Consider the following 26,600-nt stretch of genomic DNA (forward strand, 5'->3'; position numbering starts at 1 on the left):
GAGAGACCTTGCTATTATCTGAATTACTTAAGGATTGGCCATGCACTATATTACAGGGTTCAATTCGACGGACAATTGATGGAATCACGGAATCTTCTAAGAGGGTCAAGAAAGATTATGTATTTGTAGCAAAGAAAGGGGTTTTGGCTGATGGAATGGCGTTTATTGAAGAGGCGATATCAAATGGAGCCAACACATTAGTGGTCGATCGAGATCATTTAGATTTAACGCGGATACCGGTGGAAATTACAGTAGTTCTAGTTCCTGATAGTTCACTATTTATTTCATATGGAAGTGCGAAGTTTTCAAATAACCCAGCTGAGGAATTACTCATCATCGGTGTTACGGGAACGAACGGTAAAACAACAGTTAGTCACTTTATCGGACAGTTATTAAAAGAGCTCGGGCATAAAACAGCCGTTATAGGGACGACAGGTCTTTATATTGACGGTAAATTGACGGAGACAATTCAAAATTCCATGACGACGATACCAGCTGAACAATTTCATCCTATTTTACGCAGGTGCGTGGAGCAACAGGTGACCCATATTGTTCTTGAAGCGTCTTCGATTGGGTTATCTACTCATCGTTTAGCGCACTGTCCGTTAACTGTAGGTGTTTTTTTGAATATTGGAATGGATCACTACGCTGAACATGGAGGTAGGCAGCGATACATCGATGCAAAAAAACTACTCATTCCATTGGCTGATCAGTTGGTGATGAATGAAGATGACGAAACTTGTCGCGCTATAGGAGAGGGGTTGCCCGAACCACCCATTTATTTCAGTAGGCGACATATTAATGGTGAGCAGCCATCACAGGTACTACTCCCGAATCTAGGTCACCATAATGAAATGAATGCAAGAGCGGCTGTAGGAGCTCTTATGGCAATTGGTTATTCATTACGGATGATACAACCTCATTTGCATGCTTTGCGACTTCCGACTGGACGCCTACAGAAGTATGAAGAGGCAGGGGTTGAAGTATATGTAGATTATGCACACACACCGGATGCCTTGCAGGCGGTGTTGGAGGCATTGTCAGAGTCCTCCAAACGGCTGATTATTGTATTTGGGTGTGGAGGGGAAAGAGACCGTGACAAACGGCCGCAAATGGGTGCAATAGCTGCTCACTACAGTTCACATGTAATTTTGACTTCAGATAATCCGAGAACAGAAGAGCCATCTCAAATTATAGTGGATATTTTGTCGGGCATGGCAGGGTTTGCAACACCTGTCGAAATCTTCGTCGATCGTCATCAAGCAATCCGCTACGCTATCACCCAAGCACAACCAGGAGAGATTGTACTCATTGCAGGTAAAGGACATGAACAAATACAGCAAATAGGGAATCAGACGATGCATTTTTGCGATATGGAAGAAGTGAAAAAATCATTCAGTTATAGAAATGCTATAAAGTAAAAATCTTAATGAATAGTCGAGGCACCAGTTTTTTGTTATAATAGTTGTGATAGGAGGTGCGGCAATTGGTGATGATGACAGATGAGTGGATGCGAGTCATCGATATGGCAGAGGAACTTTCCGATATGCTGCTGTGTTCTGAAGTGGTGAAAACCTATCAAGACGCACATGACCGTGTATATTCAAACACTGATCTACGAAAAAAAATCATAGATTTTACTAAAATGAAAGAACAATACGAGGACGTGCAGCGCTTTGGTCGCTATCATCCAGATTATAAAGTAATCATGAAGGAAATACGTCTTCAAAAGCGTGAACTGGATTTGCAAGATGAAGTGGCTGCCTTGCGCCTGGCGGAAAATGACGTGCAGGATTTATTGGACGAAATAGGTATCCTGATCGGTCAATCCGTTTCAGAAGCTGTGAAAGTACCAGCTGGCGATGGGACTTTCTCTAACAGTTCTTGCGGTGGAGGTTGCGGCTCAGGTGGCAGCTGTTCTTGTTCAGCATAAAGCATTTCATAAATACAAATAACCCCCTGCAGAAATAACTCTGCAGGGGGTTACTTTCAAATAAAGGTAGTGGCAAAAGAGAAAATCACCTGAATCGAGCAACCAGTTGGACGCGTGTCTTGTAGACTTTCGATACGCCATCTAGTCTCTTTGTGCGTTTAGTCGCCATTAAAGAACGTCAATAATTGTGTTGGATGATTTGTTATAAAACCATCCACGTTCAATTTAGTATGTTTTGGAAGGTCATCCGTCTCATCTAACTCATAAAATACAGTTATATTGAGATCGTGTAAGAAGCGAACGAAGCCTTCTGAAGCAAGCGGAAACATACCAAGTTTTTCGGGCAGGCAGAATAGATCTGCATTCGGGCGATACAAATGACCGAACTTACTCGTGTAAGCGACGTATGCTTTTTTTATTTCCTCACTTCCGGCACCTAAAGCGACAGAGTTCTGTGCATATAGATTAAAACGATCAATTTGTTCATCATAGTGGCTTGTGACCACAACGCGGTCAGTAGCATCCGTTTCTTTTAGTAATCGCCACAATTTAGAAGGGATTAAACTTCCTTCATACGTTGCTGGGCAATCACTCATAGAAACCACAAACAATAATTGTGGGAACTTTTCCAACAGTTCACGTAACGGCACAACAGATAAATCTCCGTTCAGTATATCAAGATCGTAATCATAACTAGATTCGACATGGATTTCATCTAATGTATAGTCGGAGATTTCATCGGGAAGCACAAGTTCTTGGCTTGGCACTAAAAGAATTTCTTCATCTTTTGTAAGACGTACATCGACCGCGAAGCCGTGAACGCCTAAATCTGCTATTTTCGTATAAGCAGTAAGTGAATTCACAGCGACATCTTGATGTCGCTGTACATCAGTTAAAACAGCTACTTCTGAAAAAAGAAGCGCTTTCTTTTCAGTGCGAGGTTCTTGTTTTGCTATCACTTTTGAAGCCGCCCATGCAGCCACACTTGCAGCGCCCACAGTTATTGCAACATTTGTTTTTCTTCCCAATCTAAAACCTCCTCAATAATTATAGTAAGTCCTCATTTTTTTATTTAGCCAATGTTTATACTTCAACTGTACAGAAAAGACTTGTATTCAGTCATCTATAAAAGAATAAAGCGATTGAATTCGGATAAATATCTACTTAAGTGTACCCTATTCCAGAGAAGGTGTGCAAACAAAGATGAAAGATCGGCTTGATTTCACTTGTATCTATGCAAACAATTTTTGTGTAAGGTTGCAGGACTTTTCTCACCTATGGTATTGTATGGAGTAAGAAAGAGGGGGAGAATCATGATTGATCGACAAGGCATAATTGTCTATCTCCATCATTTAAAACAAGCAAAATCACTGCGCAAATTCGGGCATGTTCATTATATTTCAAAGCGAATGAAATACGTTGTGCTTTACTGTGATATGGAAGACGTGGAATCAACGATCACGAAGTTAGAGCGTTTGTCGGCTGTACGTAAAGTATTACCTTCACAGCGCCCTTTCGTCAGTACGATATATGAAAACGCAAAGCCCGATAAAGCAAAAGAATATGATTATAAAACAGGCTTGTAATTTGTTGCCGCTTATTAATGTAGCGGCGGCAACAAGTGATTTAAGCGTAAAATCCCGGTAATATATTGGTAAAATAGCTCGTTTTCAGCGAATTCGGATGAGTGCTTTATTTCCACTCTGACGGGCTTTTTATTCAGCGACTCTGCATGCTTAACAAACAAGTCATAACGTTTAGATGGTTTGTCCGCAGAATAGCGAATTCCTTCTCTGCAAATATAGATTGGCATGAAATGATTGTTTTCAGTTGCGGGAGAAAAAGAAACAGCTAATGACAATTGTTCATTAGAATGATAATTGGATGATAAGATATAGGTCCTATAAATTCGGTGGGCGTTCGTAGACATTAACTCGAGTAATTCATAGATGTCGCTATAGCCTTCCCCTAGTTCGATAAAACGTTGTTGGATCATAATCAAGCGCTTCCTTTCAGGCGATTAGTAATGGTTCATGTCCATCATACCATGTGATGAGGTGTTGTACGTTGAAAGTTATTATAAGGCTCGCATTTCTTTTGGCGGCAGTAAACGGTGTACTCGTTTATTTGCATTACAGCCAATCGGTCAATGCAAATGGAGAAGGCGCGAATTCAGGAACCTATCGTCAGGAAATCGAAGTCATCAATCGAGCAGATGGATTGTACATTCGTCACCACTTTTATAACTTGTCGGAAGGTAGACACGAGATTATTTGGCCAGAAGAAAGTGTAGAACGTGGATGTGAAGCTGTGGAATCCTCTTCATGTGCTCGACTTAATGATTCTAGTGTGGCATTCGAAGAAGGAGAACGTGATCAACAATCCATTGCCTATAAATTGCCGAAAAAGACGCCGCTTACCGGACGTAAATTATTTAAAGAGCCTTTTGTAATTCTTCGGGAGGCAAAACCATTGACGACTGTTCTTCATGTGACAGATGAGCAAGATATTGGTGGCATGTGGGTAACGGGGTTGGAACGTGTAGGAAAGGCAAATAAAGAACGCATTACCTATCGTTTATACCGTGGCGTAGGATTTGTTAATGAACTGTATTGGCAATCGCTGGACGTGCCTTTGGCATACTCTTCAAACAAGCTGACGATCTTCGGTGAAGGTATCGATAAAAAGTATAATGATCGGCTTGTACAAATGATGGAAGCCATCGGTGGAAACCATGTGAGTGTAGTACTAGCTTCAGCTAATAAGCCGCTGTATGCGGAGCGCTTTATTGTGGAGAAAATGGACAATCTATCGCTAGTAATAAAACAAGTAGCTAAGATGAGTGTTCATTCACGTTTCATTTTACAAGCGGATGAACCATCTATGAGCAGCATGATTGCGTCTATACTTGGAGAGGCTCCAGTAGGAACGAAAGCGGAACAAGCCGCGTTTACTCGTTTGAAAGAATCGATCTCAGCAGAGCAATATCAAGCATTACGCCAAAACGTCCAAGAGAAAATTGGTAAAAAGCTATCGTCATCCGATTTGGATCAGTCGTTGTCAAAAATACTTGCATTCGACACTCAATATTTTCATATGACAATGAAGGAACAGCAATACAACTATCCATTTCTGTTACTTGATCCACGGACTGTATTGCTTGATGGAGAAGAAGTTCCAGAAGTGAAGGTAATAGTACAGGACGGTAAGAGTTTTTATCCAGCAGAAGAATTATTGTCGAAGATGGGCTATTCGATACGTTCAAACGAGCAGTCAATTTATATCGACGGTCCAAATCGTACTTATCGTTTTTCGAAATTAGAGCCTTTCTACGTTATGAATGACCGTAAATTTGATTATACAGAAAAGCCTTATACCTCAATTAATAAAAAGTTATATTTTGATGAAAATTGGTTGCGACGAATCTTCTTTGTATTAATAGATAAGTCGGATGAAACCATTTCTATCGAACAAATTGAAAAGATGATAAAGGAGATGGGAAAAGAATGAGAGTCATTTCCGGTTCGAGAAAAGGTACGTCTTTGAAATCCTTGCCAGGCACGTCCACGCGTCCGACATCAGACAAAGTAAAAGAGTCTGTTTTCAACAAAATTGGCCCTTACTTTGATGGAGGAACTGTTGTCGAGTTATTCGGCGGTAGTGGCTCCATTGCTATTGAGGCGTTATCAAGAGGGATGGAACAGGCTGTTGTATTTGAGAAGAATCCGAAAGCGTGCGCTATGATCAAAGCGAATGCAGAAAAGTGCCACATGGAAGAATGTCTGCAAATCGAAAAAAAGGATGCACGCCAGGCTGCTACGGTTCTTAAGTCTAAAGAAGTTTCTATTGATCTGCTATTTGTAGATCCCCCCTATGCAACGGTCGAATACTATGATGTAATTAAAGACGTAATAGTACAAGGAGTAGTGGCGGAAGATGCAACCATCATTTGTGAACACGATAAACATATAGAATTGCCTGAACATTATGATACATATAGTCAAATCAGTTCCGCCACTTATGGAAATACTGCTATTACGATTTACAAGAAAAGAGGCTAACAGCATGACACAAATTGCAATCGTACCGGGAAGTTTCGATCCGGTAACGAACGGACATTTAGATATCATTGAAAGAGCAGCAAAAACATTCCCAGAAGTGCACGTTGCCGTGATGAATAATTCTTCCAAAAAGCCATTGTTTACCGTGGAGGAACGTATTGCGCTGATTCATGAAGCTGTATCAAAGTATGACAATGTCAAGATTGACACGTCTTCAGGACTGTTGATTGATTACGCACAAGAAATTAACGCGTCTGTCATCGTTCGCGGCTTGCGCGCAATTTCAGATTTTGAATATGAAATGCAAATCACATCGATGAACCGGGTATTAGATGAAAGTATTGAAACGTTCTTCGTGATGACAAAGAGTCAATATTCATTCCTCAGCTCAAGTATTGTCAAAGAAGTGGCACGTTACGGTGGAGATGTCTCCACACTCGTACCGCCACATGTCAATATAGCACTAAAAGGAAAGTTTGAAAAATAAAAATACGAAGTGAAAAATGAGAAAAGGATGTCCTCTACGGGCATCCTTTTTTACGTAGAATTACTTGTAGCAACGAATACTTTTCGAAGTGTAAGTGAAGAATAAGTGAGAAAGAATTGTACTTCATCATGATGTAGTACTTGCTCAATAAATCCAAATGAACAATATAGGGACGAGTAGCGTGTTCCAGACCCTTGCAATCACATAAGGGAGTATGCGTATGCCAGCGCTCTTGGCGATCGTCATGACCTGCATGTGGATGCTCATCCCGTTAATCGACAGAATTGCCGCGATAAGCATTGGATAAATCGCATCTTTAGCAAAGTGCTCGGTAGCAGACTGAACACCAGAAGTCATCTCGAAGACCGCCAGCAATAGAGTTTTCATTACGCCCATATCCACAGTGATGACGGAAGATATGGAATACGAAAGCACATTACCGAGAGAAGAGAAAAAGATGACCGTCGTGGCCACTAATAATATAACGGATGAACTATCCTTAATCGAGCGCAGCAAAGGAGATGTTTTATGATCTTGTTGAGGGATGACGGGTATAGCTGTCTGTTGGTACCGGCTACCTAGAAGAGACATGGCCAATACGAAAAAGACGATATTAGCTAGATGAATGGCAATCAACAATTTCCAACCACTTGTAGTACTACCGAATAATTCGTTACCAACAAAGCCAATAATGAACATAGGCCCTGGTGCATGACAAGAAGCAACAAGCAAACTACTTTCAGCTGCAGAAATCTCACCGTTCTTTTTCATTTCACTAACAGTCACGGCACCTACTGGAAAGCCCCCAAACGAACCGAGCACATAAGCCTTTATGTAACGACTCCATTGACTAGTGCCTTGCTTGCTAGGCATTTTCAATAACCATTGCGTTAATATAATATACGGTAGTAAATAGGGAAGTAACGCATGAGTGAATAATTGGGCACCCGAAACAGCTCCTTCATGTGCGACATCTGGCTGCAAAATAAATAAAATAATTAGCGCCCAGATGAAGAGTACATTACTCATTGTTCGATACGGCAGGATTGTCATTAAAAAGCATCTGTCGCACTCCTTCCTAATTTTTGAAATACATTACCATCTACCGTAATATATATGTAGTATTCGTACAGGCTATTAATGGAGGTGAGCTTTTATGAAAATGCGTAAATGGGTGATCGCTGCGGTAATCTTGCTAGTGGTAGTGGTTTCAGCACTTTATCCGTTAGATATGTATATTTCTCGACCAGGTGGAGCTTATGATTTGGCACCACTCGTAGAAGTAGTTGGCGGGGATACGGACGAGATAGGAACATTTAGTTTGATGACCATTGCAATCGGCAAGGCAACACCTGTAACGTATGCTTGGTCAAAGTTTTCAGACAAAATGAAACTGTTGCCGGCTACTCAAGTGAGAAGGCATGGTGAAAGTGATGAAGAGTACGGGGTGCGCCAGAAGAAATTGATGGCTGATTCTAAAACGCATGCCATATCAGTGGCGTTCGATAAGGCAGGTTTGCCAATCAACAGAAAATTCACAGGCATCTTTGTAGCGGGTGTATTACCGGCAGGAGCGTCAGCAGGCAAGCTTAAAGTGGGGGATGTGATTCAATCAATTGATCAACTAAATCTCACCTCAACAGATGCATTTATGCAAGAGATTAGTGGTATGTCAAAAGGTCAGAAAGTGCATTTACAAGTGGAACGTGGAAAACAGAAGTTGGATGTTCCAGTAGAATTAAAAGAACTTCCAGGGAATGACGGTCGAGTAGGTCTTGGAATAGAGTTTGAAGAGCAGGTCAAATTGGAAACGGACCCCAAGGTAGATATTCGTACAGAGGAAATCGGAGGGCCTTCAGCGGGTTTGATGTTCACGCTGGAATTGATGAATCGTCTAGTGGATGTCGATTTAACAAAGGGGTATAATATTGCGGGAACTGGCGAGATGCTCGAAGATGGATCTGTAGGACGGATTGGTGGGATTGACTTCAAAGTTATTGCAGCTGACCGTCAAGATATTGAGATCTTTTTCGCGCCTGACGATGAACTACCAGAAGAAGTGAAAAAGAAGAATCCGCAGCTTCTCTCAAATTATGATGAAGCGAAAGCAACTGCGGATAAAATAGGTACAAAAATGAAAGTGGTCCCAGTGAAAACGATTGATGATGCGTTAAGTTTCTTGGAAAAGCTAGAAGAAAAGTAAATGGTCACAGCAAAATGGGTGGTGTTTTAATATCGAGACCTGGCTCTCTTTGGATACCACACATATAAATGTCTGTACTTTTAATATCCATTAGTAGTGAAGGGTCCTTGTATGAACCTGCACGACTTATAACAGGCAAAGTCACTTCTTTTTTTTCTGTGCGTAAATAACTTCTTCCACTTGTAGACATACCAAGTAACCGCAGATAAGAAGGACTAGTAATTTGTGCACGCATTGATTTTCGATAACCGGTCAATATATGCACTAACATTCGTTGTATTCGCGTCCAAGTGTAACGTTTGGATTTCACAGCTTTCATAAATTCTTGGAAAGTAGCATGTTCTTTTGCAGCGCGCCATAAAGAAAATTCAATTCCTTCCGTAATATCTGCAATGGATGCCAATTGTTCAGGCCCTTCACGAAGAATCATATACCGAAGAAATGGATAGAGATGATCCCAGCTTTGATGAGGTTGTTGTTGAAGCAGCTCAAAAGAAGCTGAAGGCATGAAAGGTCGGACGTGCGTAGCATCAGTCTCAAATAGTTCTTTGCGTATTCCTGTAGCGCTAGCAATAGAATCTTCAGGCAATACTTCATCATGATAATGTGTGCCTTTTCGCTCGAGTGTGACAGCCATCATATTCGACTGAATTTCTTTTATGGCTTGCATGTAATGAAAACCTAGAATGTTATTCGGTTCTGATAAATCAGCAAGTGGTTCATCAGTCATGCGTGAAATTTCTTCATATGCAATTCGCAATGCGTTCGGATAACTGATGCCTTCTTGCATGGCATTCTTTATAGTTTTGTCATAAAGTTCTTTATGTGTATTCATTGTGTCCAAACTATGCATAAATGGCGCGATGTGTCCTTCTTCACTGCCGAAACAAATGTACTTGCATTGAAGAGCATCCAAGATTTGTACAGCTCCTTTCGCGAATTGTGGAGCGTGGGCTGTAGAAAAAGCATAAGGCAACTCGATGACGAGGTCTGCACCACTAGCCAGTGCCATGCGTGCCCGTGTCCATTTATCAACGATCGCAGGTTCACCGCGTTGAAGAAAATGTCCGCTCATCACGGCGATGATGACATCCGCGTTTGTCAGTCTTTTCGCTTCACTGAGATGGAACAAATGGCCATTATGGAAAGGATTATATTCAACGACAATACCAGTAGCTATCAATGGAATCCTCCTCTGTACTTGCGTATAATGAATTATAACGTTAAACTTATAAGGGTGACAAGAAAATATCTTGACATCCCTTATTTTAAATACTATAATCAACATTGTTGTCTTGAGGTGATAGACATGAAATGGTCCATTCATCAATTACGGAAACATAGGCAAGGCCCGCTACTGTTTGACGAAACAGTGAATTTGGATTCCGTGAAAAATCGGAATGAAGAAATTAGGGCAATTCAGCCTGTTCGAGTAAGTGGAACATGTACAATTGGTGAGAAAAAGTTAACATGCCAGCTTCGGCTAGAAGGTTCAATGATTTTGCCTTGTGCACGTACGTGGGAAGACGTCGATTATCCTTTCTCCATTGAAACAGTTGAACAATTCAGCTGGGACGAGGAGACACTTCAAACGGATGATGAAATTCATCCGGTTGATGGAGAAATAATTGATTTCACTCCTGTATTGGAGGAACTGATTTTGCTTGAAATTCCGATGCAAGTATTCTGTGAAAATGCAGATGAGATGCAACAGATGGAAGGCAAAGGTTGGTCCTATACAACCGATGAAGAATTGGAAGCGCAACGACAAGAAGCAGAAGAAAAAGTGGATCCTCGCTTAGCGGGATTGGCTAATTTTTTTGAAACCGATAAAGAGTAAACCCTTATAAGGAGGTGCCCCCCAATGGCAGTACCAAAGAGAAGAACTTCTAAAACAAAGAAAAATATGCGTCGAACTCATTTCAAAATTGAAGCGCCAGGTATGACTACTTGCGACAACTGTGGCGAAATGAAATTGGCACACCACGTTTGCAAATCTTGCGGACACTACAAAGGAAAAGACGTTGTAGGCGAATAATTTAGATTCTACACAACGAATATAAAGACTACCTTGAGACCATGGCTCAAGGTAGTCTTTTTTGTTTTGTGCAAAAGTGGTATGCTAAATGGAAAAGGGGGAATTTCTTTGTCTTATTCTATAAAGATCGATCAGTCCATAGCGTATTTTACAATTAATCGTCCTGCCATGCGAAACGCGGTAAATTATGATGTCATGGAAGGGCTTGAATCCTTTCTAGATCAAATTGAGGATGATCCTGAAATTTCTTTTGCCGTCATTACAGGAGAAGGTGACATGGCATTTTGTTCAGGCGGAGATCTTAGTGATTTTCACGGCTTTCGGACAGCAGAGGATGCATTTCCGATGCTGAGTAGAGGGGCTAGTATTTTATATCGGATTGCTACATTACCGATGCCTACAATCGCACTGGTAAATGGAGCAGCAGTTGGTGGTGGCTGTGAACTAGCAACGGCTTGTGATTACCGTTTGGTTGCCTCCTATGCAAGAGCTGGATTCATTCAGGGGACTCTGGCGATCACGGCTGGTTGGGGAGGAGCCACACTGTTATTCGAAAAAAACGGCCCACATGATCGTTTGCTGAAGTTTACGAGTAGAGCCGGCATTCATTCACCTGAACAATTACTGGAGCTTGGCTGGGCAACTGAAGTGTATGAGGGGGATACCGAAGTAGCGCTTGATCAATTTCTAGCTCCTAAGCTAAAAGTACATAGAAATGTACATCGTGCGTATAAATCTATTGCCACTAGGAAATGGAAAACAAACGGGCTTGAGCAGGCTATGCAAGAAGAAGCCCGCATTTGTTCCGTTCTCTGGGAAAGTGATGCACATCATGAAGCAGTTCAAAGTTTTTTGACGAAAAGTAAGTAAAGTTCCCATCCCGGCAGGCATAGACTGTCGGGACTGTTTAAAACATACTTGTAAACGGTTTCACAAGTGAGATACACTATCTATTAAGAAGTTATTTTCAAGAAGAGATAGTACTAAGGAAATGAGGAGTGATAGTATGCAAGAAGTAAAAGCAACTATGGCAGGTACGATCTTTCAGATTGAAGTGAAAGAAGGAGATACAGTGACGCCGGGACAAGTTGTCGTTATTTTGGAATCAATGAAGATGGAAATTCCGCTAGAAGCCGAAGTGGATGGAACGGTGAGTAAAATCCACGGGGCTGAAGGCGATTTTGTAGATGAAGATGAAGTGTTAGTTACTATTCAATCGTAACGAAAGGTGGGGAATTCTTTGACAAAAGAATCATCAAATACCTCGTATAATGAAAAGCTTCAAGAAATCACTACTCACGTTATGGCGGGTGGTGCAGAAAAATATCATAAGAAATTAGAGGAACAAGATAAGTTATTCGTTAGAGAGCGGTTGCGCCTTTTATTTGATGAAGGCAACTATGTAGAGGATGGAAAATTTGCAAACTGTGAAGCGAAAGATCTGCCTGCAGATGGAGTGGTAACGGCTACTGGGAAAATTGATGGTCAAACGGTTTGTGTCATGGCTAACGACTCTACAGTGAAAGCGGGTTCATGGGGTGCGAGAACGGTAGAGAAGATTATCCGTATCCAAGAAACAGCTGAAAAGCTTCGTGTACCATTACTGTACTTAGTGGATTCCGCTGGAGCACGTATTACAGATCAGCTAGACATGTTCCCAAATCGTCGTGGAGCTGGTCGTATTTTCCACAATCAAGTGCGTTTATCGGGTGTCATCCCGCAACTGTGCCTCCTATTCGGACCATCTGCAGCAGGCGGTGCCTATATTCCAGCTTTCTGTGACGTCGTCATCATGGTAGAAGGCAATGCTTCCATGTACTTAGGTTCACCACGGATGGCTGAAAAAGTCATAGGTGAGAAAGTGACGCTAGAAGAAATGGGTGGCGCACGCATGCATTGTACTGTAAGTGGTTGTGGCGACGTGCTAGTAGATACGGAGGAGCAAGCGATTGCAAAAGCTCGCAAATACCTCTCGTACTTTCCTGAAAATTTTGAAGCACCTGCCAAATTAGGGGTACCCCATGAAGCGAAAGAAGGGCGTTCATTAGAGGAAATTATTCCCGCAAACCAAAATGCACCATTCGATATGTATGAAGCCATTGATCAATTAGTAGATGATGGTAGCTTGTTCGAAATCAAGAAGTTATTTGCACAGGAGGTTATTACAACTCTTGCACGTATTGACGGACGGCCTGTAGGGATTATTGCGAATCAGCCTAAAGTAAAAGGTGGCGTGCTGTTTGTGGATTCCGCGGACAAGGCAACAAAATTCATTGCATTATGTGATGCTTTCTCCATTCCATTGTTGTTCCTAGCAGATGTGCCGGGGTTCATGATTGGGACGAAAGTGGAACGGCAAGGAATTATCCGCCATGGAGCTAAACTCATTATGGCGATGAGCTCCGCCACTGTGCCGAAAATTTCGGTCGTTGTGCGTAAAGCGTATGGAGCAGGTTTGTACGCGATGGCAGGTCCAGCTTTTGAGCCAGATGTCTGTATTGCGTTGCCGACTGCGCAAATCGCTGTAATGGGTCCGGAAGCAGCTGTCAACGCGGTATATTCAAATAAAATTGAAGCCATTGCGGATCCAAAAGAAAGAATGGCATTTATTAAAGAGAAGCAGCAAGAATATAAAGAGGAAATCGATGTCTATAAAATGGCCTCGGAACTTATTATTGATGAGGTAGTTGCGCCTCATCGTCTTCGGTCTGTGCTTGCTGAGAGATTTGGATATTATGAAACGAAAAAAGTTATGAATTCTTCGAGAAAACATCCTGTCTATCCTGTATAATAAAATGTACCAACAGAGACGCCTTCACTGGGTCTCTTTTTTAAGGAGGAAAGCTATGCGATTTGTAGTGGTAGGTGGGGGATCTATAGGATTGTTAATCGGTTCCTATTTAGCTCAACATCAGGCAAATGTCACCTTTTGGGTAAGGCGAGAGGAGCAAGCAAAGCATTTACGTAGTGGTCTGGTGAGAGCGCCAGAAAACTTTACATATGAAGTAGATTCAACTTTACATATTGAAGAGTTGCCGACAGAAGCGGTATGGATTATTGCGGTGAAGTATGATGCGTTACCCGTTGTATTGTCTGAAATCAGCACTTTACCTATACAGCCCCATTTATTGTTCATCCAAAATGGAATTGGACATCTATCGTTGATTGAGCAGTATCCACTCGGGCATGTGTCGTTCGCTACAGTCGAGCATGGGGCAGCTAGAATAGATGACCGAACAGTTTCACATAACGGTATCGGGCCTATTAACATTGTAGAAAATGATCAAATTGCCCCAATCATACAGTGGTTGCAAGAAATAGATCCACAGAACTTTCCGATTACTACGCAACAAAATGCTAAACAGTTATTGTTTCGTAAAGTACTGATCAATTGTGCGATCAACCCACTAACGGCATTGTTGGGAATTAGGAATGGACTGTTGCTAGAAAACCCTTACTTCCATATGTTATTCCGCCAGCTATGCGAAGAGTTGCTCAGTAACTTTGAAGAGTATAGTGATCTACTGAGCTATGACGATATAGAAGAAGTATGTCGAAAAACAGCCTCTAATCAATCATCTATGCTTGTAGATAGAATAAAAGGCCGGAGTATGGAAATCGAGACAATTTTAACAGCAGTGTTGAAAGAAATTCATCAAAAAGGTGGCAGTGCTCCTTTTTTACGAACGCTTGAGACTGCACTGCTTGGAATAAACAGGAGTGAATGTGGCGGATGTTAACGAATATACTTGGAGCGTTATTGTTGTTCCCTTTTATAATTTTAGTCGTATTAATTATTGTGGCGAAGAAAATAGGATTACCTAAAAAGAAGAGGATCGGATGGGCGGTAGATTGGACGACACCGTTTATGGTATTGACCGTTTTAATTTTGATTCGTTCGATTTGGGATGTTTGGCTTCCCATACTATTAATCGGAATATTATGTTTGATTGCGATCGGATTTGCAGTTATAGAACGGTCCAGGGAAAAAGAGTTTCGGTCTTCTTGGGTGTTACGCAGAACATGGCGAGCGTATTTTCTACTTTTAACAGTGGCTTACTTTTTACTGTTCATTATTGGAATTACGGTGCAGATCATCCGCAACTTGAACTAAGGAGTACTCGTAAGCGTATCAATTCAACCTAGTCAGATGAGATGATATACTTGCGTTAGTATGGTACATAAAGGAGTTTGTGTAATGGACTTGGACACAATGGAGTTGCCGAAAAAGAATAAATTGATGGAATCGTATCGTCACGATCCGCAATTTCTCCATAAATATTTTGAATATGAAATGACACCAGTAGGGTTTGAAGATAGAGCAGAAGAATTGCATCAACGCTCTTTTCAAAGAGAAAAACTAGCTGCTGCGGTAGAAAGTTATATGGAGCCATTTGGAATATCCGATGTGGCTGCTCAGTATATACAAGAGCTTTCGGAAGATGCGTTAGTAGTGATTGGCGGACAGCAAGCGGGGGTTTTGACAGGTCCTTTATATTCTGTTCACAAAGCGATATCTGTGATTTTATTGGCACAAAAACAACGGAAAATACTAGAAAAACCTGTAGTGCCTGTTTTTTGGATTGCAGGAGAAGATCATGATATCAATGAAATCAATCATACATACACTGCGAAGGCAGGAAAAGCGATCAAACGGCAGTTTAAACAGCAAACCATTTTAAAAACGATGGCTTCAGACACACAGTATGATCAAAAAGAAATGACAGCATATATTAAGAAGATTTTTAAAAGCTACGGAGAGACATCTTATACGCAAAAGTTATTGCATGATGTGTTGCAAACTGTAGAGCAAGAACAGAATTTCACGGCATTCTTCACCTCGCTGATGAATGAACTATTTACTGCGCATGGATTGTTATTTATAGACGCTGCTTATAAACCATTGCGTCAATTGGAATCGCCTTACTTCTCACAAATGATTGAAAATACTGAGGCCATGGCAAAGAGCATTTACTCTACAGAACAACAACTCCAAGCAGATGGGTTTGCAAAGCCAATCGAATCAGAAGAGCAAGATGCTAATCTATTTTATGTTCATGATACAGGGAGGGTATTGCTCCGAAGAAAAGATGGAAAGTTCGTCAATGAACAAGCGGGGATTACCTTTACAGAACAAGAAATGCATCATCTTGCAAAAAATGAGCCTTGGTTGCTAAGTAACAATGTAGCCACAAGACCTATTATGCAAGACCTCGTATTTCCTGTATTGGCATTCGTCGGCGGTCCTGGCGAAATTGCCTACTGGTCTTTACTGAAAGAGGCTTTTCATCTTATGGGAATCAAAATGCCGGTCATTGTACCAAGACTTTCTATTACTTTGGTCAACAGACAAGTCCAGGAAGCTTTAAAACTTACGGACATTACGATGACGCAAGTAATGAATCACGAACTACCTGATCTTCTTGAAAAATGGCTAGAGCAACAGCGAGATGAGCAATTTGACCGTCTGTTGATGGAAACGCAGAGTCAATTACAAACGCAGTATGAACAGTTACATTCACATCTAGAAACGTCAGATCCCGGACTACTGCAATTACTTGATAAAAATTTACAGTTCCATAAGAGCCAGTTTGACTATTTACAGAAGAAAAAAGAGCAGTCTATTTTGCTGAAACATCACGTACAATACGAGCGCTACCAGGTTATTTCGGAACAGCTATTTCCTGAAGGTTCCCTTCAAGAGCGTCTCTACTCACCATACTTTTACATGAACCAGTTCGGTAAAGGATTGATTGATGAGTTACTAAAACAACCTTATACATTTAATGGGTCACACCAACTAGTCTATTTATAAGAAACTACTTAAACCCGCCATTCGTTCTATGAATGGCGGGTTTAATCTGCGTGTAGAAAATTGAGAATTCGTTGTAGTGAGAGTTGTTACTTTAGAAGAGCCGTATGTTGGATTTGTAGAGAATAGATATTCTGAGATCCATACGTAGTACGTTTCGTTCTTGTATAACAAATGGTAGTCACTCGATGTTGTGAATTGAAGTAGTAGTTGAAACTTTTTGTGGATGAATTAAATCTAAACTCGAAATTAAAATAGTTTATATGTAACACTATGTCCCATACTAATTTTATATATGATTTATTGCCCATCCCACTTTTCTCTGCATACTTTAAGCTTCCCTAATGAGAGCTGCTAAATCTTCTTACTCACTAAACAAGTCCCGATTGAAACTAGAAATTTTTTAAGGGTAACGGCGTAAGAAAATTGCGAAAAAGGTAGTTTTATCGGGATACGGGGAGGAATGTAAATCAGAAAGAAGTACTATTGACACATTTTAATAATTATGCGAAGAAAAACGGCATAGTGGGTGGAGGAAAGTGGGGGGATGTGGTACATTATTTCATACAGTGGGGTGAATTATATGTTCATGGGTGAGTATCAGCATTCAATTGATATGAAAGGTCGACTGATCGTTCCTTCGAAATTTCGGGAGCTATTAGCAGAAGGCTTTATTTTAACCCGTGGACTGGATAATTGCTTGTTTGGATACCCACTGGATGAATGGCAAAAGCTTGAAGAAAAGTTGAAAGCGTTGCCGGTAACAAAAAGAGATGCTCGTGCATTTACTCGTTTTTTCTTTTCAGGAGCAAGCGAAGCAAGTCTAGATAAGCAGGGGAGAGTAAATATACCTGCAAACTTACGGGAATTCGCGAAGATTGAAAAGGACTGTATGATTATCGGTGTATCCAGCCGGATTGAGATCTGGTCTGCAGAACTATGGGAAGCGTACTACGAGGAATCTGAGGAATCATTCAATGACATTGCAGAAAACCTTATTGATTTTGAATTTTGAAAGCAGGCGGAATAACCATGTTTAACCACACAACAGTATTACTGCATGAAGCCGTCGAAGGCTTGAATGTAAAAGAAGATGGCATTTACGTGGATTGCACACTTGGTGGTGCAGGTCACAGTGAAGAAATTGTCAAGCTTTTATCATCTGAAGGACAACTAATCTGCTTCGACCAAGATATGACAGCTATTGAAGCAGCGCAAAAAAAGTTATCGAACTATACAGCACAAGTACACTTCGTTCATGCAAACTTTAAAGACTTGAAAAATGAATTAGCAAAATTGGGAATCTCTCATGTTGATGGGATTTTATATGACCTAGGCGTTTCTTCTCCGCAATTGGATACACCTGAACGAGGCTTCAGTTACCATCATGACGCTCCCTTGGACATGCGTATGGATACGTCTGCGCCATTGACAGCTTATGAAGTGGTCAATGAATGGTCGTATTCAGATTTGGTCAGAATAATCTTCCGCTATGGTGAAGAGAAGTTCTCCAAGCAAATCGTTCGTAAAATTGAAGAAGCACGCGCTAATGCGCCTATACGTACAACAGGAGAACTGGCTGAACTTATTAAAACAGGTATACCAGCAGCTGCCAGAAGAACTGGAGGCCATCCTGCGAAACGTGTTTTCCAAGCTATACGAATTGCGGTCAATGATGAGCTAGGAGCAGCTGAACAATCTATAACCGATGCCCTTACGTTATTACGTAAAGATGGCCGAATCAGCGTAATTACCTTCCATTCACTTGAAGACCGCCTATGTAAAACTATTTTTAAGGAAGCTTCTTCCATGCCGGAGTTGCCGCCAAACTTACCTATTATACCTGAGGGGATGGATCCAGATTTCCGTCTTATTACAAGAAAGCCAATCATTCCCACAGATGAAGAAATAAAACATAATAAACGTGCCAGATCGGCAAAGTTACGAATTATCGAGAGAAAATAGAAAAGGGGAATTGAGCCATGGGACTAGAACAACGGAACTTAAATACGTCACAGACACCAGAGATCGAACAACAAACTGACCAAAATCAGCCACAGGTTGTCCGCCGTGTAAAAAAGCGTTTTTCTAAGGGCGAAAAGATATTGTTCACTTTATTTGCAGCATTTACAATCGGATCTTCATCTATGCTGTTGCAGACACATTCTGATATAAACGCTGTAAATAAAGAAGTGCAGTTGATGAATACTGAAATTGAAAATACTGCAAAACAGAATAATGAATTGTCTATTCAAGTGAGTGACAAATCCACTTACGAACGTATTTGGAAAAAAGCACAAGAGAATGGTCTGAACCTTAACGAAGGTAACGTAAAGGTCGTACCTGGACGATGAAGAAGTTTCGCTTTCAATGGGGAGCCTTTCTAATGTTTGTAGTATTCGGAGGGCTCTTTTTCATATTATTCGGCAGAATTCTTTTTATTCAGATGACGGGCCAAGTAGATGGTAAGGAATTAGCGAAGATCGCTTCTAACCAATATGAAAGAAATGCAGTTTTACAAGCAAGTCGCGGGGCAATTGTCGATCGAAATGATGTGCCGATTGCATCGGATACATTAAGCTATCATGTGGTAGCTGTAGTGAACGAAGCTGCAAGTAAAAACAGTAAAAAGAAATACCACGTAGTGGATTATAAAGAAACGGCGAAAGTATTAGCGAAGTATTTGCCGCTAAAAGAACGTGAAATTTACGATAAAATGAAAAACGCTAGAGAAGGCGCTTGGCAAATTGAGTTTGGGCGTGCGGGCAAAGATCTGAACCGCGAAACGATGATGAAAATGAAAGAAGAACTCGATAGAAAAAAATTATCGGGTATTTTGTTTGTAGAAGGTAAAAAACGATTTTATCCTAATGGTCGCTTCGCTTCTTACTTAGTGGGCTTTGCTCAAAAAGAAGAATTGGAAAACAATCAAACGGTTACCAAAGGGAAAATGGGGCTTGAAAAAACATATAACAAGCAACTAACAGGTGTCGATGGAAAAGTGAATTATCAATCGGACGGTTGGGGATATTTATTGCCTACCGCTAGCAAACAAATTGAAGAACCACAGGATGGACAGACGATTAAGCTAACATTGGATAAGACAATTAGTAATTTCGTAGAAGAAGCGATGGATCAAGTAGAAGAAGAGTATTCTCCAAAAAAGATGCTAGTTCTCGTATCTAATCCACAAACGGGTGAAATCCTGGCAATGAGTCAACGACCGACGTTTAATCCGATGACGAGAGAGGGATTGACAGAAAACTGGTTGAATGATGCAGTGGAGCAGACGATTGAACCAGGTTCTCCAATGAAAATGTTCACATTGGCAGCGGCGGTAGAAGAAGGTAAATGGGAGCCAGATGACTATTTTAAATCTGGATCTTACCGCATTTATGACAGAGTGATAAGTGATGTAAACGTGAAAGGCTGGGGGACGATTACTTTTATGGAAGGATTGCAACGTTCCTCCAACGTGGGAATGGCCTACTTACTCGAAAGAATCGGTGATCAGAAATTCATTGAATACGTTCACAAATTTGGGTTTGGTAAAAAAACTGGAATCGATTTGCCGAATGAAGCGTCAGGCGTTGTACTAGATAATTATCCAGCTGAACGATTGACAACTTCTTATGGGCAAGGTTCTACCGTAACACCACTACAAATGATACAAGCTGCTTCTGCTATTGCGAATAACGGTGTCATGATGAAACCATATGTAATTGACCAAATTATAGACCCGAATACGAAAGAAGTGCTAGAGAATCACGAACCTGAAGAAAGTGGAACACCCATTTCCGCAGCTACAGCTAAAGAAGTGCGTGAAATCCTTGCAACAACAGTAACTTCAGAAAAAGGTACTGCACAAAAGTACCATCTGGAAAATTATGCAGTAGGCGGTAAAACGGGTACAGCAGAACTTCCTAAAACAGATGGAAAAGGATATATGTCTGGCTATGGGAACTACCTATACTCTTTCCTTGGAATGGCACCGATTGATGACCCGCAACTTTTGATTTATGTAACGGTTCAGCAACCTAAGTTAAAAGCAGGCGAACAAGGGTCCGACCCTGTATCGAAAGTCTTTAACCCGATCATGGAAAACAGCTTGAAATATTTGAATATTGCTCCCGACGATGAACAATTGATTCCTGTGAAAAAGGTTGGGGAATATGAAGGGGAAGATGCGGAAACAGCAGCTTCATCGGCAGCCGAGGATGGTTTCCAAACTGTATTAATCGGTGAAGGTGGCAAGGTAATTAAACAAATACCGAAAGCGGACACGAAATTGACGGAGGACTCAATGATTTTATTAGAAACAAGAGGCGATACGACATTCCCAGACATGACAGGTTGGTCGAAAAAGATGGTGCTTTCCTTTATGAACCTTTCCAAATTGGACATTCGAATCAACGGGGAAGGCTATGTGGTTGGACAAAGCGTAACGGAAGGAACGTCAGTAAACAAGAATGATCCGATTGTCGTTGAACTTCGTACGCCAAGGCAACAGTATAATAAAAAGAAAAGTAATGAAGACAAAGAGGCAAACGAAGAGGAGCAAATCATGGGCGGCTAATGAATAGCGTGCGATTTCACAGCATACCTTAATAGAAAAAAAGGTAGTGAGTCATTGCGTTCATTTATTGATATGCAGTCCAAAAAACGTTTACGTGCAGCTTTCTTATGCTTTCTTATCTGTCTATTACTCGTAATCGGCAAACTATTTCATGTTCAAATTATCAAGCATGAGTGGTTGAAAGAAAAGGCAGAAGAAAATTGGGATATTGAAATTCCTTTCGGTGCTATGCGTGGAGATATTACGGACCGAAGCGGTAAGTTGATTGTAGGTAATAAACTAGCCCCTACATTGTATTTCATGCCAGCTCAAAATCCTGACATTTCTAGCGACATACCTGCAATTGCAAAAATCCTTAACATGCCGCCAGAAGCATTGGAAGAAAAGCTGAAGAAAAAAACGTATATGGTGAAATTAGCTCCCGAAGGAAAAAATATTACGAAGGAGCAAGGGGACGAGATTACTAAACTACAAGTAGCCGGCTTGTACGTGGGAGTAGACTTCGTCCGATACTATCCATATGACGATCTATTAGCGCGGTTGATTGGTTTTACGGGCTATGATGGTGATGGTTTAGCGGGTATTGAGTATGCTTATGATGAAATTTTAAATGGAACAGGAGACAAAGTACGACTGTTCACGGATGCTAAAGGAATTGCATTGCCCCATGTAGAAGATAGTTTCGAACATGGAAAAGACGGCTCAACCTTGGAGCTGACCATCGATCTGAAAATGCATCAAATTGTGGAACGCGAACTGAAACAAGCAATGGAAAAGTATGATGCGACACAGGCGCTGGCTATCATTATGAATCCTAAAACAGGAGAATTATTGTCACTGGCATCTGTACCTGGCTTTGACCCGCGAGAATACCAATCAGCCGATTCCACTATCTATAATCGGAACTTACCCGTATGGATGACGTACGAGCCAGGTTCCACGTTTAAAATTCTTACACTGGCAGCTAGCTTGGAAGAAGATGTTATCGATTTAGAGAACGAAAATTTTTATGACCCTGGTTATAAAGTCGTTGCAAACGCTAGATTACGATGTTGGAAGCGAGAAGGTCATAAAGATCAAACATTTTTAGAAGTTGTAGAAAACTCGTGTAACCCGGGATTCATTACGATGGGGCAGCGGCTTGGAAGTGAAAGACTAGATCGCTATATTCGTGAATTCGGTTTCGGTAGCTCGACAGAATCAGGCATTGCTGGAGAATCGAAAGGTATTCTGTTTTCCAAAGAAGCATTTGGACCAGTAGAACAGGCAACTACTTCGTTCGGGCAAGGGATCTCTGTCACCCCCATCCAACAAGTGCAAGCAGTTGCCGCAGCTATTAATGGCGGTAAACTTTATAAGCCTTATATTGTCAAATCAATAAAGGACTCTGAAGGTAAGACATTAAAAGAATTTGAACCCGAATTAAAAAGACAAGTAATCAGTGAAGAAACATCGGCTAAAGTGCGGCATGCGCTTGAATCTGTTGTGGCTAACGGATCGGGTCGTAATGCGTTTGCAGATGGACTTCGAATAGGTGGTAAAACAGGGACGGCACAGAAAGTAGAGAATGGTCGTTATAAAGATGGCGATTATATCGTCTCCTTCATTGGTTTCGCGCCTGCAGACGACCCTGAATTACTCGTGTACCTAGCTATCGATAGTCCAAAGAACTCCATTCAGTTCGGTGGAGTAATCGCTGCACCCATCGTGGGACGCATCATTGAAGAAATTGCCCCGATTGCTAACATTGAAAGAAGAAAAGAGCAATTAGAAAAAGAATACCGATGGGGAGACGCGATCACATTCCGTTCACCTGATTTACTTGGAATGAATGAAAAAGAATTGCTGTCTCAAAATTACACGTTTAAAGTTAAATGGCATGGAAAAGGTAAGAAAGTGATTCGACAGTTACCCGCTCCCCATACTTTAATGACCGTAGAAGACACGATTCATTTGTATACAGAATAAGCAGTGCTTCACTGACAGGCAATTGATAGTAGAAGGAGAACTTAACATGACACTCGGCACCACAGTTACGATCATCGCTGTCGCATTTTTCGTATCAGCGATGATCGGGGTGATCATCATCCCATTACTTAGAAGGTTGAAATTTGGTCAAAGCATACGGGAAGAGGGTCCGAAAGCACATTTGAAGAAAGCGGGCACGCCCACAATGGGCGGGCTCATCTTTCTTCTTTCCATATCGATTTCAACACTCGCTTTATCTTACATAAACGACACATTAACTACTCATACGATTGTGTTATTGATCGTGCTGATTGGTTTCGGAATCATCGGCTTCCTGGATGACTTTATCATCATCGTAGCGAAGCGTAACTTAGGATTGACATCACTTCAGAAATTAATAGGCCAGATCATCATTGCGATCGTTGCCTTTTTCTTACTGAAACTCGGACCATTCGAAACTACAGTCATGATTCCTTTCACGAAACTAGGAATAGATCTCGGTGTATTTTATGTGGCATTTTTGGTCTTTTGGCTCGTAGGTTTTTCTAACGCAGTCAACTTAACAGATGGATTGGATGGTCTCGTCGGTGGTACATCGACTATAGCATTCACTGCATTTGGTGTATTGGCGTTAGTGTATGAACAGAACGATATCGCATTATTTGCATTCGTCGTAGCAGGTGCGATGCTTGGATTTTTATTATTCAATATCAAACCAGCGAAAGTATTCATGGGAGACACGGGTTCATTGGCATTAGGGGGCGTACTCGCTATGATTTCCGTATTGATCAAACAGGAACTATTATTGTTGATCATCGGAATTGTATTCGTAGTAGAAACGCTTTCCGTCATCATTCAAGTCATTAGTTTTAAAATGACTGGAAGACGCGTCTTTAAAATGAGTCCTATCCATCATCACTTTGAATTATCGGGTTGGTCTGAATGGAAAGTAGTGATTGTGTTCTGGGGAGTGGCATTGCTTGCGGCCCTTGTACCGGTCTTCTTGGAGGTCATGTAGATGAAGAATACAGAACAATTCATAGGAAAAAGAGTACTTGTAGTTGGTCTAGCCAAAAGTGGAATGGCAGCAGCAGGTTTACTCTATCGTCTAGGAGCAGAAGTTGTAGTCAATGACTCTAAGCCGTTAGAAGGGAATGAAGAGGCGATAGAGCTTCAAACTCAAGGAATTGAAGTCATTGGCGGGGGGCATCCAAGTAATTTGCTGGAACGAAATTTCGACTTCATCGTGAAAAATCCAGGGATTCCTTATAGTAATTCATTGATAGCTAGTGCTGTTAAGCAAAAAATCCCGATTTGGACCGAAGTGGAGTTAGCAGGTATTCTCAGTGAAGCACCGATCATCGCCATTACGGGTTCAAATGGTAAAACGACTACTACGACATTGCTTTATCACATGCTTAATATGGCGGAGAAAAACCCGTTGATTGCCGGCAATATTGGAACTGTTTCTTGTACAGTGGCGGAAAAAGCTCAGGCGAATGAAGTGATTGTACTTGAGGCCTCTTCATTCCAATTAGCCGGAACAGAAAATTTCACTCCGCATATAGCGATTTTCACGAATTTATATGAAGCGCATTTGGATTATCATGGGTCCATGCAAGAGTACTTGGATGCCAAGTTACAAGTGGCCCGCAATCAAACTTCAGAAGAATACTTGATATATAACGCTGATCAAAGGGTAATCCAAGAAGCAATAGAATCACTTGAATCTCAAAAAGTTCCATTCTCGGTACTTGGGAAAACTAGAGAAGGTATTTCAGCAGATGGGCAATGGATTTATTGGCAAGGTGAACCTTTCATAGAAATGAAGCATATTAAATTGCCGGGCCAGCACAACTTAGAAAATATCTTATCTGCAACAGCTGCAGCCATATTGTCAGGGTGTGAAAAAACTGCAATAGAAAATGTCTTAAGTTCTTTCACCGGTGTTCGCCACCGCATGCAGTTTGTTCGCGAAGCGAATAGCCGAACCATATACAATGATTCAAAAGCGACCAATACGTTAGCGACAAAAAGTGCGCTTTCCTCATTTAAGATGCCAATCGTCTTGATTGCCGGTGGACTTGACAGAGGTCATTCATTTGAAGAATTACGACCTTACATGAAAAATGTCCGTGCTGTCGTGACGATAGGGGAGACAGCAGAGCGTTTTGAAGAGTTTGCTAAATCTTGTGGTGTGACAAATACGGCCCGGGCATCTACTATGGACGAGGCTGTTGAGAAGGCATATGCATGTAGCTGTGAAGACGATGTGATTTTATTGTCGCCAAGCTGTGCAAGTTGGGATCAATACAAAAGCTTTGAAAATCGTGGCGACCAATTTGTTGACGCGGTAATGAAGTTGTAAAACCATTGTAAGAGTTGGAGAGTAAGTCGAAGAAGTGATTGATTAATTTGAGGAAGGATGCGAACGCTGGAAAGAACCTACCGAATAATCTTTTTGACAACCGCCTTACTACTATCGCTGATTGGATTAGTATTCGTGCAATCAGCGGGATCTTATTGGGGAGAAGTGCATTACCAAGATTCTTCTCCATTTATCGTCAAGCAAGGTGTTTACATGGTGATTTCCTTAGCTGTTGCGTATGTACTGGTCAAAAGCCCACTAACATCTCATCCTAAATTCTGGACCTATTGTTATATCGCTTCGACTTTAATGTTAGTAGCAGTATTGATACCAGGCATTGGAGTGACGCGAAATGGTTCTCAAAGTTGGATTGCTCTTGGTCCCATCAGTTTGCAACCAGCGGAATTCGTGAAGGTAGCTTTACTAGGGAAGTTAGCAAGCGGTATGAAGAAACATAAAGAAAAGTCTTGGCAATGGCAACATTTTGCATGGATTTTATTGCCGGCAACGTTGATCATGTTGCAACCTGACCTTGGCTCTGCCGTCATTATGATAGTGTCCGCGTTTGTTATCCTTTTCTTAGCGGGCTATCCATTGTCATTCTTTATTTTTCTTTTCGTCTCAGGGCTCGGTGCTTTTATTGCGCTCATTCTAGCTGCACCATATCGTTTAGATCGAATTAAATCCTATATTGATCCGTGGAATGATCCTCTCGGTACGGGGTTTCAAAGTATACAATCTTTATTCGCAATTGCCCCTGGTGGATTATTTGGCCATGGTTTCGGGAATAGTCGTCAAAAGTTTTTGTACTTGCCTGAACCACAAAATGATTTTATCTTTTCCATCATTGCAGAAGAAATCGGGTTTATCGGTGCAGCCTTTATCGTGGTGCTGTTTATCTTGTTATTCGCTTCTGCATTCGGCATAGCGATACGACTGAACAACTGGAATTCGTTTTTAATTGTTACCGGTATGGTGTCCATGATCACTTTCCAAACGTTTTTAAATATGGGAGTCGTCTCAGGTTTGCTACCCGTGACAGGCGTGACGTTGCCATTCATTAGTTATGGAGGTTCCTCGCTGTTGACTACGTGGCTTGCTGTCGGAACGATTCTACACTACTCTGCGAATAAAAAGGCAGGATGAAGGGAGAA

Annotated in this window: 27 protein-coding genes; 23 read left to right on the top strand and 4 right to left on the bottom strand. The window is 41.3% G+C overall.

Annotated elements, in window-relative coordinates; genetic code table 11:
* Positions 1-8 precede the first annotated feature (8 nt).
* Positions 9-1,421: a Mur ligase family protein gene (locus CSV61_RS02490; protein ID WP_158233762.1), complete on the top strand. Its 1,413-nt coding sequence runs from the start codon at positions 9-11 to the stop codon at positions 1,419-1,421.
* Between the two features lie 68 nt (positions 1,422-1,489).
* The gene (locus CSV61_RS02495; RefSeq protein ID WP_099638221.1) at positions 1,490-1,933 is read left to right on the top strand and encodes a YlbF/YmcA family competence regulator; all 444 of its coding nucleotides are present in this window, start codon (positions 1,490-1,492) and stop codon (positions 1,931-1,933) included.
* Between the two features lie 158 nt (positions 1,934-2,091).
* Here the strand turns inward: CSV61_RS02495 and CSV61_RS02500 are convergent, their stop codons facing one another.
* A complete protein-coding gene (locus CSV61_RS02500; protein ID WP_099637996.1) occupies positions 2,092-2,961 on the bottom strand; it encodes a PI-PLC domain-containing protein in 870 nt (289 codons plus the stop codon).
* Positions 2,962-3,246: 285 nt separating this feature from the next.
* Between CSV61_RS02500 and CSV61_RS02505 the strand changes: the two genes are divergently transcribed.
* Positions 3,247-3,519: a YlbG family protein gene (locus tag CSV61_RS02505; RefSeq protein WP_083035340.1), complete on the top strand. Its 273-nt coding sequence runs from the start codon at positions 3,247-3,249 to the stop codon at positions 3,517-3,519.
* 14 nt (positions 3,520-3,533) lie between these two features.
* On the opposite strand, the gene CSV61_RS02510 is transcribed toward CSV61_RS02505, so the two are convergent.
* Positions 3,534-3,929: a DUF7147 family protein gene (locus tag CSV61_RS02510; RefSeq protein WP_099637997.1), complete on the bottom strand. Its 396-nt coding sequence runs from the start codon at positions 3,927-3,929 to the stop codon at positions 3,534-3,536.
* Between the two features lie 71 nt (positions 3,930-4,000).
* Between CSV61_RS02510 and CSV61_RS02515 the strand changes: the two genes are divergently transcribed.
* From CSV61_RS02515 to coaD, 3 genes are read left to right on the top strand one after another with little or no spacing between them, the layout of a single operon-like run.
* A complete protein-coding gene (locus CSV61_RS02515) occupies positions 4,001-5,443 on the top strand; it encodes a hypothetical protein (protein WP_099637998.1) in 1,443 nt (480 codons plus the stop codon).
* Complete coding sequence (rsmD, locus tag CSV61_RS02520) at positions 5,440-5,994, top strand: 16S rRNA (guanine(966)-N(2))-methyltransferase RsmD (RefSeq protein WP_099637999.1); 555 nt, start codon at positions 5,440-5,442, stop codon at positions 5,992-5,994. Before CSV61_RS02515 ends, rsmD begins: the two co-directional genes overlap by 4 nt.
* A 4-nt stretch (positions 5,995-5,998) precedes the next feature.
* Positions 5,999-6,481, top strand: coding sequence for a pantetheine-phosphate adenylyltransferase (coaD, locus tag CSV61_RS02525; protein WP_099638000.1), 483 nt, complete (start codon positions 5,999-6,001; stop codon positions 6,479-6,481).
* A gap of 144 nt (positions 6,482-6,625) precedes the next feature.
* On the opposite strand, the gene CSV61_RS02530 is transcribed toward coaD, so the two are convergent.
* Positions 6,626-7,510: a hypothetical protein gene (locus CSV61_RS02530; RefSeq protein ID WP_143561049.1), complete on the bottom strand. Its 885-nt coding sequence runs from the start codon at positions 7,508-7,510 to the stop codon at positions 6,626-6,628.
* Positions 7,511-7,637: 127 nt separating this feature from the next.
* Here CSV61_RS02530 and CSV61_RS02535 point away from each other — a divergent pair, with 127 nt between their 5' ends.
* Positions 7,638-8,684, top strand: a complete 1,047-nt coding sequence (locus CSV61_RS02535; protein ID WP_099638002.1) for a SepM family pheromone-processing serine protease — start codon at positions 7,638-7,640, stop codon at positions 8,682-8,684.
* 4 nt (positions 8,685-8,688) lie between these two features.
* Here CSV61_RS02535 and CSV61_RS02540 read toward each other — a convergent pair whose 3' ends face one another.
* Positions 8,689-9,867 carry a nucleotidyltransferase gene (locus CSV61_RS02540; RefSeq protein WP_099638003.1) on the bottom strand — a complete coding sequence of 393 codons (1,179 nt, stop codon included), beginning with the start codon at positions 9,865-9,867 and terminating at the stop codon, positions 8,689-8,691.
* 126 nt (positions 9,868-9,993) lie between these two features.
* Between CSV61_RS02540 and CSV61_RS02545 the strand changes: the two genes are divergently transcribed.
* The 16 genes from CSV61_RS02545 (at position 9,994) to ftsW (ending at position 26,592) form a co-directional block, all read left to right on the top strand.
* Complete coding sequence (locus tag CSV61_RS02545; protein ID WP_083035348.1) at positions 9,994-10,524, top strand: YceD family protein; 531 nt, start codon at positions 9,994-9,996, stop codon at positions 10,522-10,524.
* A 24-nt stretch (positions 10,525-10,548) separates the two neighbouring features.
* The gene (gene rpmF, locus CSV61_RS02550; RefSeq protein ID WP_029052386.1) at positions 10,549-10,722 is read left to right on the top strand and encodes a 50S ribosomal protein L32; all 174 of its coding nucleotides are present in this window, start codon (positions 10,549-10,551) and stop codon (positions 10,720-10,722) included.
* Positions 10,723-10,830: 108 nt separating this feature from the next.
* The gene (locus tag CSV61_RS02555) at positions 10,831-11,592 is read left to right on the top strand and encodes an enoyl-CoA hydratase/isomerase family protein (RefSeq protein ID WP_233193497.1); all 762 of its coding nucleotides are present in this window, start codon (positions 10,831-10,833) and stop codon (positions 11,590-11,592) included.
* Between the two features lie 136 nt (positions 11,593-11,728).
* Positions 11,729-11,944: an acetyl-CoA carboxylase biotin carboxyl carrier protein subunit gene (locus tag CSV61_RS02560; protein WP_099638004.1), complete on the top strand. Its 216-nt coding sequence runs from the start codon at positions 11,729-11,731 to the stop codon at positions 11,942-11,944.
* Between the two features lie 81 nt (positions 11,945-12,025).
* Positions 12,026-13,513, top strand: a complete 1,488-nt coding sequence (locus tag CSV61_RS02565; protein WP_099638223.1) for an acyl-CoA carboxylase subunit beta — start codon at positions 12,026-12,028, stop codon at positions 13,511-13,513.
* Between the two features lie 55 nt (positions 13,514-13,568).
* Positions 13,569-14,462: a 2-dehydropantoate 2-reductase gene (locus tag CSV61_RS02570; protein ID WP_158233763.1), complete on the top strand. Its 894-nt coding sequence runs from the start codon at positions 13,569-13,571 to the stop codon at positions 14,460-14,462.
* Positions 14,456-14,836 (top strand): DUF3397 family protein, encoded by a 381-nt coding sequence (locus tag CSV61_RS02575; RefSeq protein WP_158233764.1) that lies wholly within the window; start codon positions 14,456-14,458, stop codon positions 14,834-14,836. The genes CSV61_RS02570 and CSV61_RS02575 overlap by 7 nt, the downstream gene beginning before the upstream one ends.
* Before the next feature lie 84 nt (positions 14,837-14,920).
* Positions 14,921-16,537, top strand: coding sequence for a bacillithiol biosynthesis cysteine-adding enzyme BshC (gene bshC / locus CSV61_RS02580; RefSeq protein ID WP_158233765.1), 1,617 nt, complete (start codon positions 14,921-14,923; stop codon positions 16,535-16,537).
* A 580-nt stretch (positions 16,538-17,117) separates the two neighbouring features.
* Positions 17,118-17,549, top strand: coding sequence for a division/cell wall cluster transcriptional repressor MraZ (mraZ, locus tag CSV61_RS02585; protein WP_083036139.1), 432 nt, complete (start codon positions 17,118-17,120; stop codon positions 17,547-17,549).
* A 17-nt stretch (positions 17,550-17,566) separates the two neighbouring features.
* A complete protein-coding gene (rsmH, locus tag CSV61_RS02590) occupies positions 17,567-18,499 on the top strand; it encodes a 16S rRNA (cytosine(1402)-N(4))-methyltransferase RsmH (protein WP_099638008.1) in 933 nt (310 codons plus the stop codon).
* Between the two features lie 17 nt (positions 18,500-18,516).
* A complete protein-coding gene (ftsL, locus tag CSV61_RS02595; protein ID WP_099638009.1) occupies positions 18,517-18,888 on the top strand; it encodes a cell division protein FtsL in 372 nt (123 codons plus the stop codon).
* A 32-nt stretch (positions 18,889-18,920) separates the two neighbouring features.
* Positions 18,921-21,110: a penicillin-binding transpeptidase domain-containing protein gene (locus CSV61_RS02600; protein ID WP_233193498.1), complete on the top strand. Its 2,190-nt coding sequence runs from the start codon at positions 18,921-18,923 to the stop codon at positions 21,108-21,110.
* A gap of 72 nt (positions 21,111-21,182) precedes the next feature.
* On the top strand, positions 21,183-23,078 hold the full coding sequence (locus CSV61_RS02605) for a penicillin-binding transpeptidase domain-containing protein (RefSeq protein ID WP_083036141.1): 1,896 nt from the start codon (positions 21,183-21,185) through the stop codon (positions 23,076-23,078).
* A 46-nt stretch (positions 23,079-23,124) separates the two neighbouring features.
* Entirely contained in the window at positions 23,125-24,096 is a 972-nt protein-coding gene (mraY, locus tag CSV61_RS02610; protein ID WP_083035357.1) for a phospho-N-acetylmuramoyl-pentapeptide-transferase, read from the top strand.
* Positions 24,097-25,446 carry a UDP-N-acetylmuramoyl-L-alanine--D-glutamate ligase gene (murD, locus tag CSV61_RS02615; protein ID WP_099638011.1) on the top strand — a complete coding sequence of 450 codons (1,350 nt, stop codon included), beginning with the start codon at positions 24,097-24,099 and terminating at the stop codon, positions 25,444-25,446. It begins immediately after the preceding gene.
* Between the two features lie 57 nt (positions 25,447-25,503).
* Positions 25,504-26,592 carry a putative lipid II flippase FtsW gene (ftsW, locus tag CSV61_RS02620; RefSeq protein ID WP_099638012.1) on the top strand — a complete coding sequence of 363 codons (1,089 nt, stop codon included), beginning with the start codon at positions 25,504-25,506 and terminating at the stop codon, positions 26,590-26,592.
* Positions 26,593-26,600 lie beyond the last annotated feature (8 nt).

This window comes from Sporosarcina sp. P3, assembly GCF_002743415.1.
Lineage (GTDB): Bacteria > Bacillota > Bacilli > Bacillales_A > Planococcaceae > Sporosarcina > Sporosarcina ureae_A.

Bases quoted from the DNA above. Each gene is read 5' to 3' on its own strand.
- CSV61_RS02570 (WP_158233763.1), top strand. From the start codon at position 13,569: ATGCGATTTGTAGTGGTAGGTGGGGGATCTATAGGATTGTTAATCGGT.
- CSV61_RS02575 (WP_158233764.1), top strand. From the start codon at position 14,456: ATGTTAACGAATATACTTGGAGCGTTATTGTTGTTCCCTTTTATAATT.
- ftsW (WP_099638012.1), top strand. From the start codon at position 25,504: ATGCGAACGCTGGAAAGAACCTACCGAATAATCTTTTTGACAACCGCC.
- coaD (WP_099638000.1), top strand. From the start codon at position 5,999: ATGACACAAATTGCAATCGTACCGGGAAGTTTCGATCCGGTAACGAAC.
- rpmF (WP_029052386.1), top strand. From the start codon at position 10,549: ATGGCAGTACCAAAGAGAAGAACTTCTAAAACAAAGAAAAATATGCGT.
- CSV61_RS02565 (WP_099638223.1), top strand. From the start codon at position 12,026: ATGGCGGGTGGTGCAGAAAAATATCATAAGAAATTAGAGGAACAAGAT.
- ftsL (WP_099638009.1), top strand. From the start codon at position 18,517: ATGGGACTAGAACAACGGAACTTAAATACGTCACAGACACCAGAGATC.
- CSV61_RS02545 (WP_083035348.1), top strand. From the start codon at position 9,994: ATGAAATGGTCCATTCATCAATTACGGAAACATAGGCAAGGCCCGCTA.
- CSV61_RS02600 (WP_233193498.1), top strand. From the start codon at position 18,921: ATGTTTGTAGTATTCGGAGGGCTCTTTTTCATATTATTCGGCAGAATT.
- CSV61_RS02560 (WP_099638004.1), top strand. From the start codon at position 11,729: ATGCAAGAAGTAAAAGCAACTATGGCAGGTACGATCTTTCAGATTGAA.
- bshC (WP_158233765.1), top strand. From the start codon at position 14,921: ATGGACTTGGACACAATGGAGTTGCCGAAAAAGAATAAATTGATGGAA.
- CSV61_RS02535 (WP_099638002.1), top strand. From the start codon at position 7,638: ATGAAAATGCGTAAATGGGTGATCGCTGCGGTAATCTTGCTAGTGGTA.
- CSV61_RS02505 (WP_083035340.1), top strand. From the start codon at position 3,247: ATGATTGATCGACAAGGCATAATTGTCTATCTCCATCATTTAAAACAA.
- rsmH (WP_099638008.1), top strand. From the start codon at position 17,567: ATGTTTAACCACACAACAGTATTACTGCATGAAGCCGTCGAAGGCTTG.
- mraY (WP_083035357.1), top strand. From the start codon at position 23,125: ATGACACTCGGCACCACAGTTACGATCATCGCTGTCGCATTTTTCGTA.
- CSV61_RS02530 (WP_143561049.1), bottom strand. From the start codon at position 7,510: ATGAGTAATGTACTCTTCATCTGGGCGCTAATTATTTTATTTATTTTG.
- rsmD (WP_099637999.1), top strand. From the start codon at position 5,440: ATGAGAGTCATTTCCGGTTCGAGAAAAGGTACGTCTTTGAAATCCTTG.
- mraZ (WP_083036139.1), top strand. From the start codon at position 17,118: ATGTTCATGGGTGAGTATCAGCATTCAATTGATATGAAAGGTCGACTG.
- murD (WP_099638011.1), top strand. From the start codon at position 24,097: ATGAAGAATACAGAACAATTCATAGGAAAAAGAGTACTTGTAGTTGGT.
- CSV61_RS02510 (WP_099637997.1), bottom strand. From the start codon at position 3,929: ATGATCCAACAACGTTTTATCGAACTAGGGGAAGGCTATAGCGACATC.
- CSV61_RS02605 (WP_083036141.1), top strand. From the start codon at position 21,183: ATGCAGTCCAAAAAACGTTTACGTGCAGCTTTCTTATGCTTTCTTATC.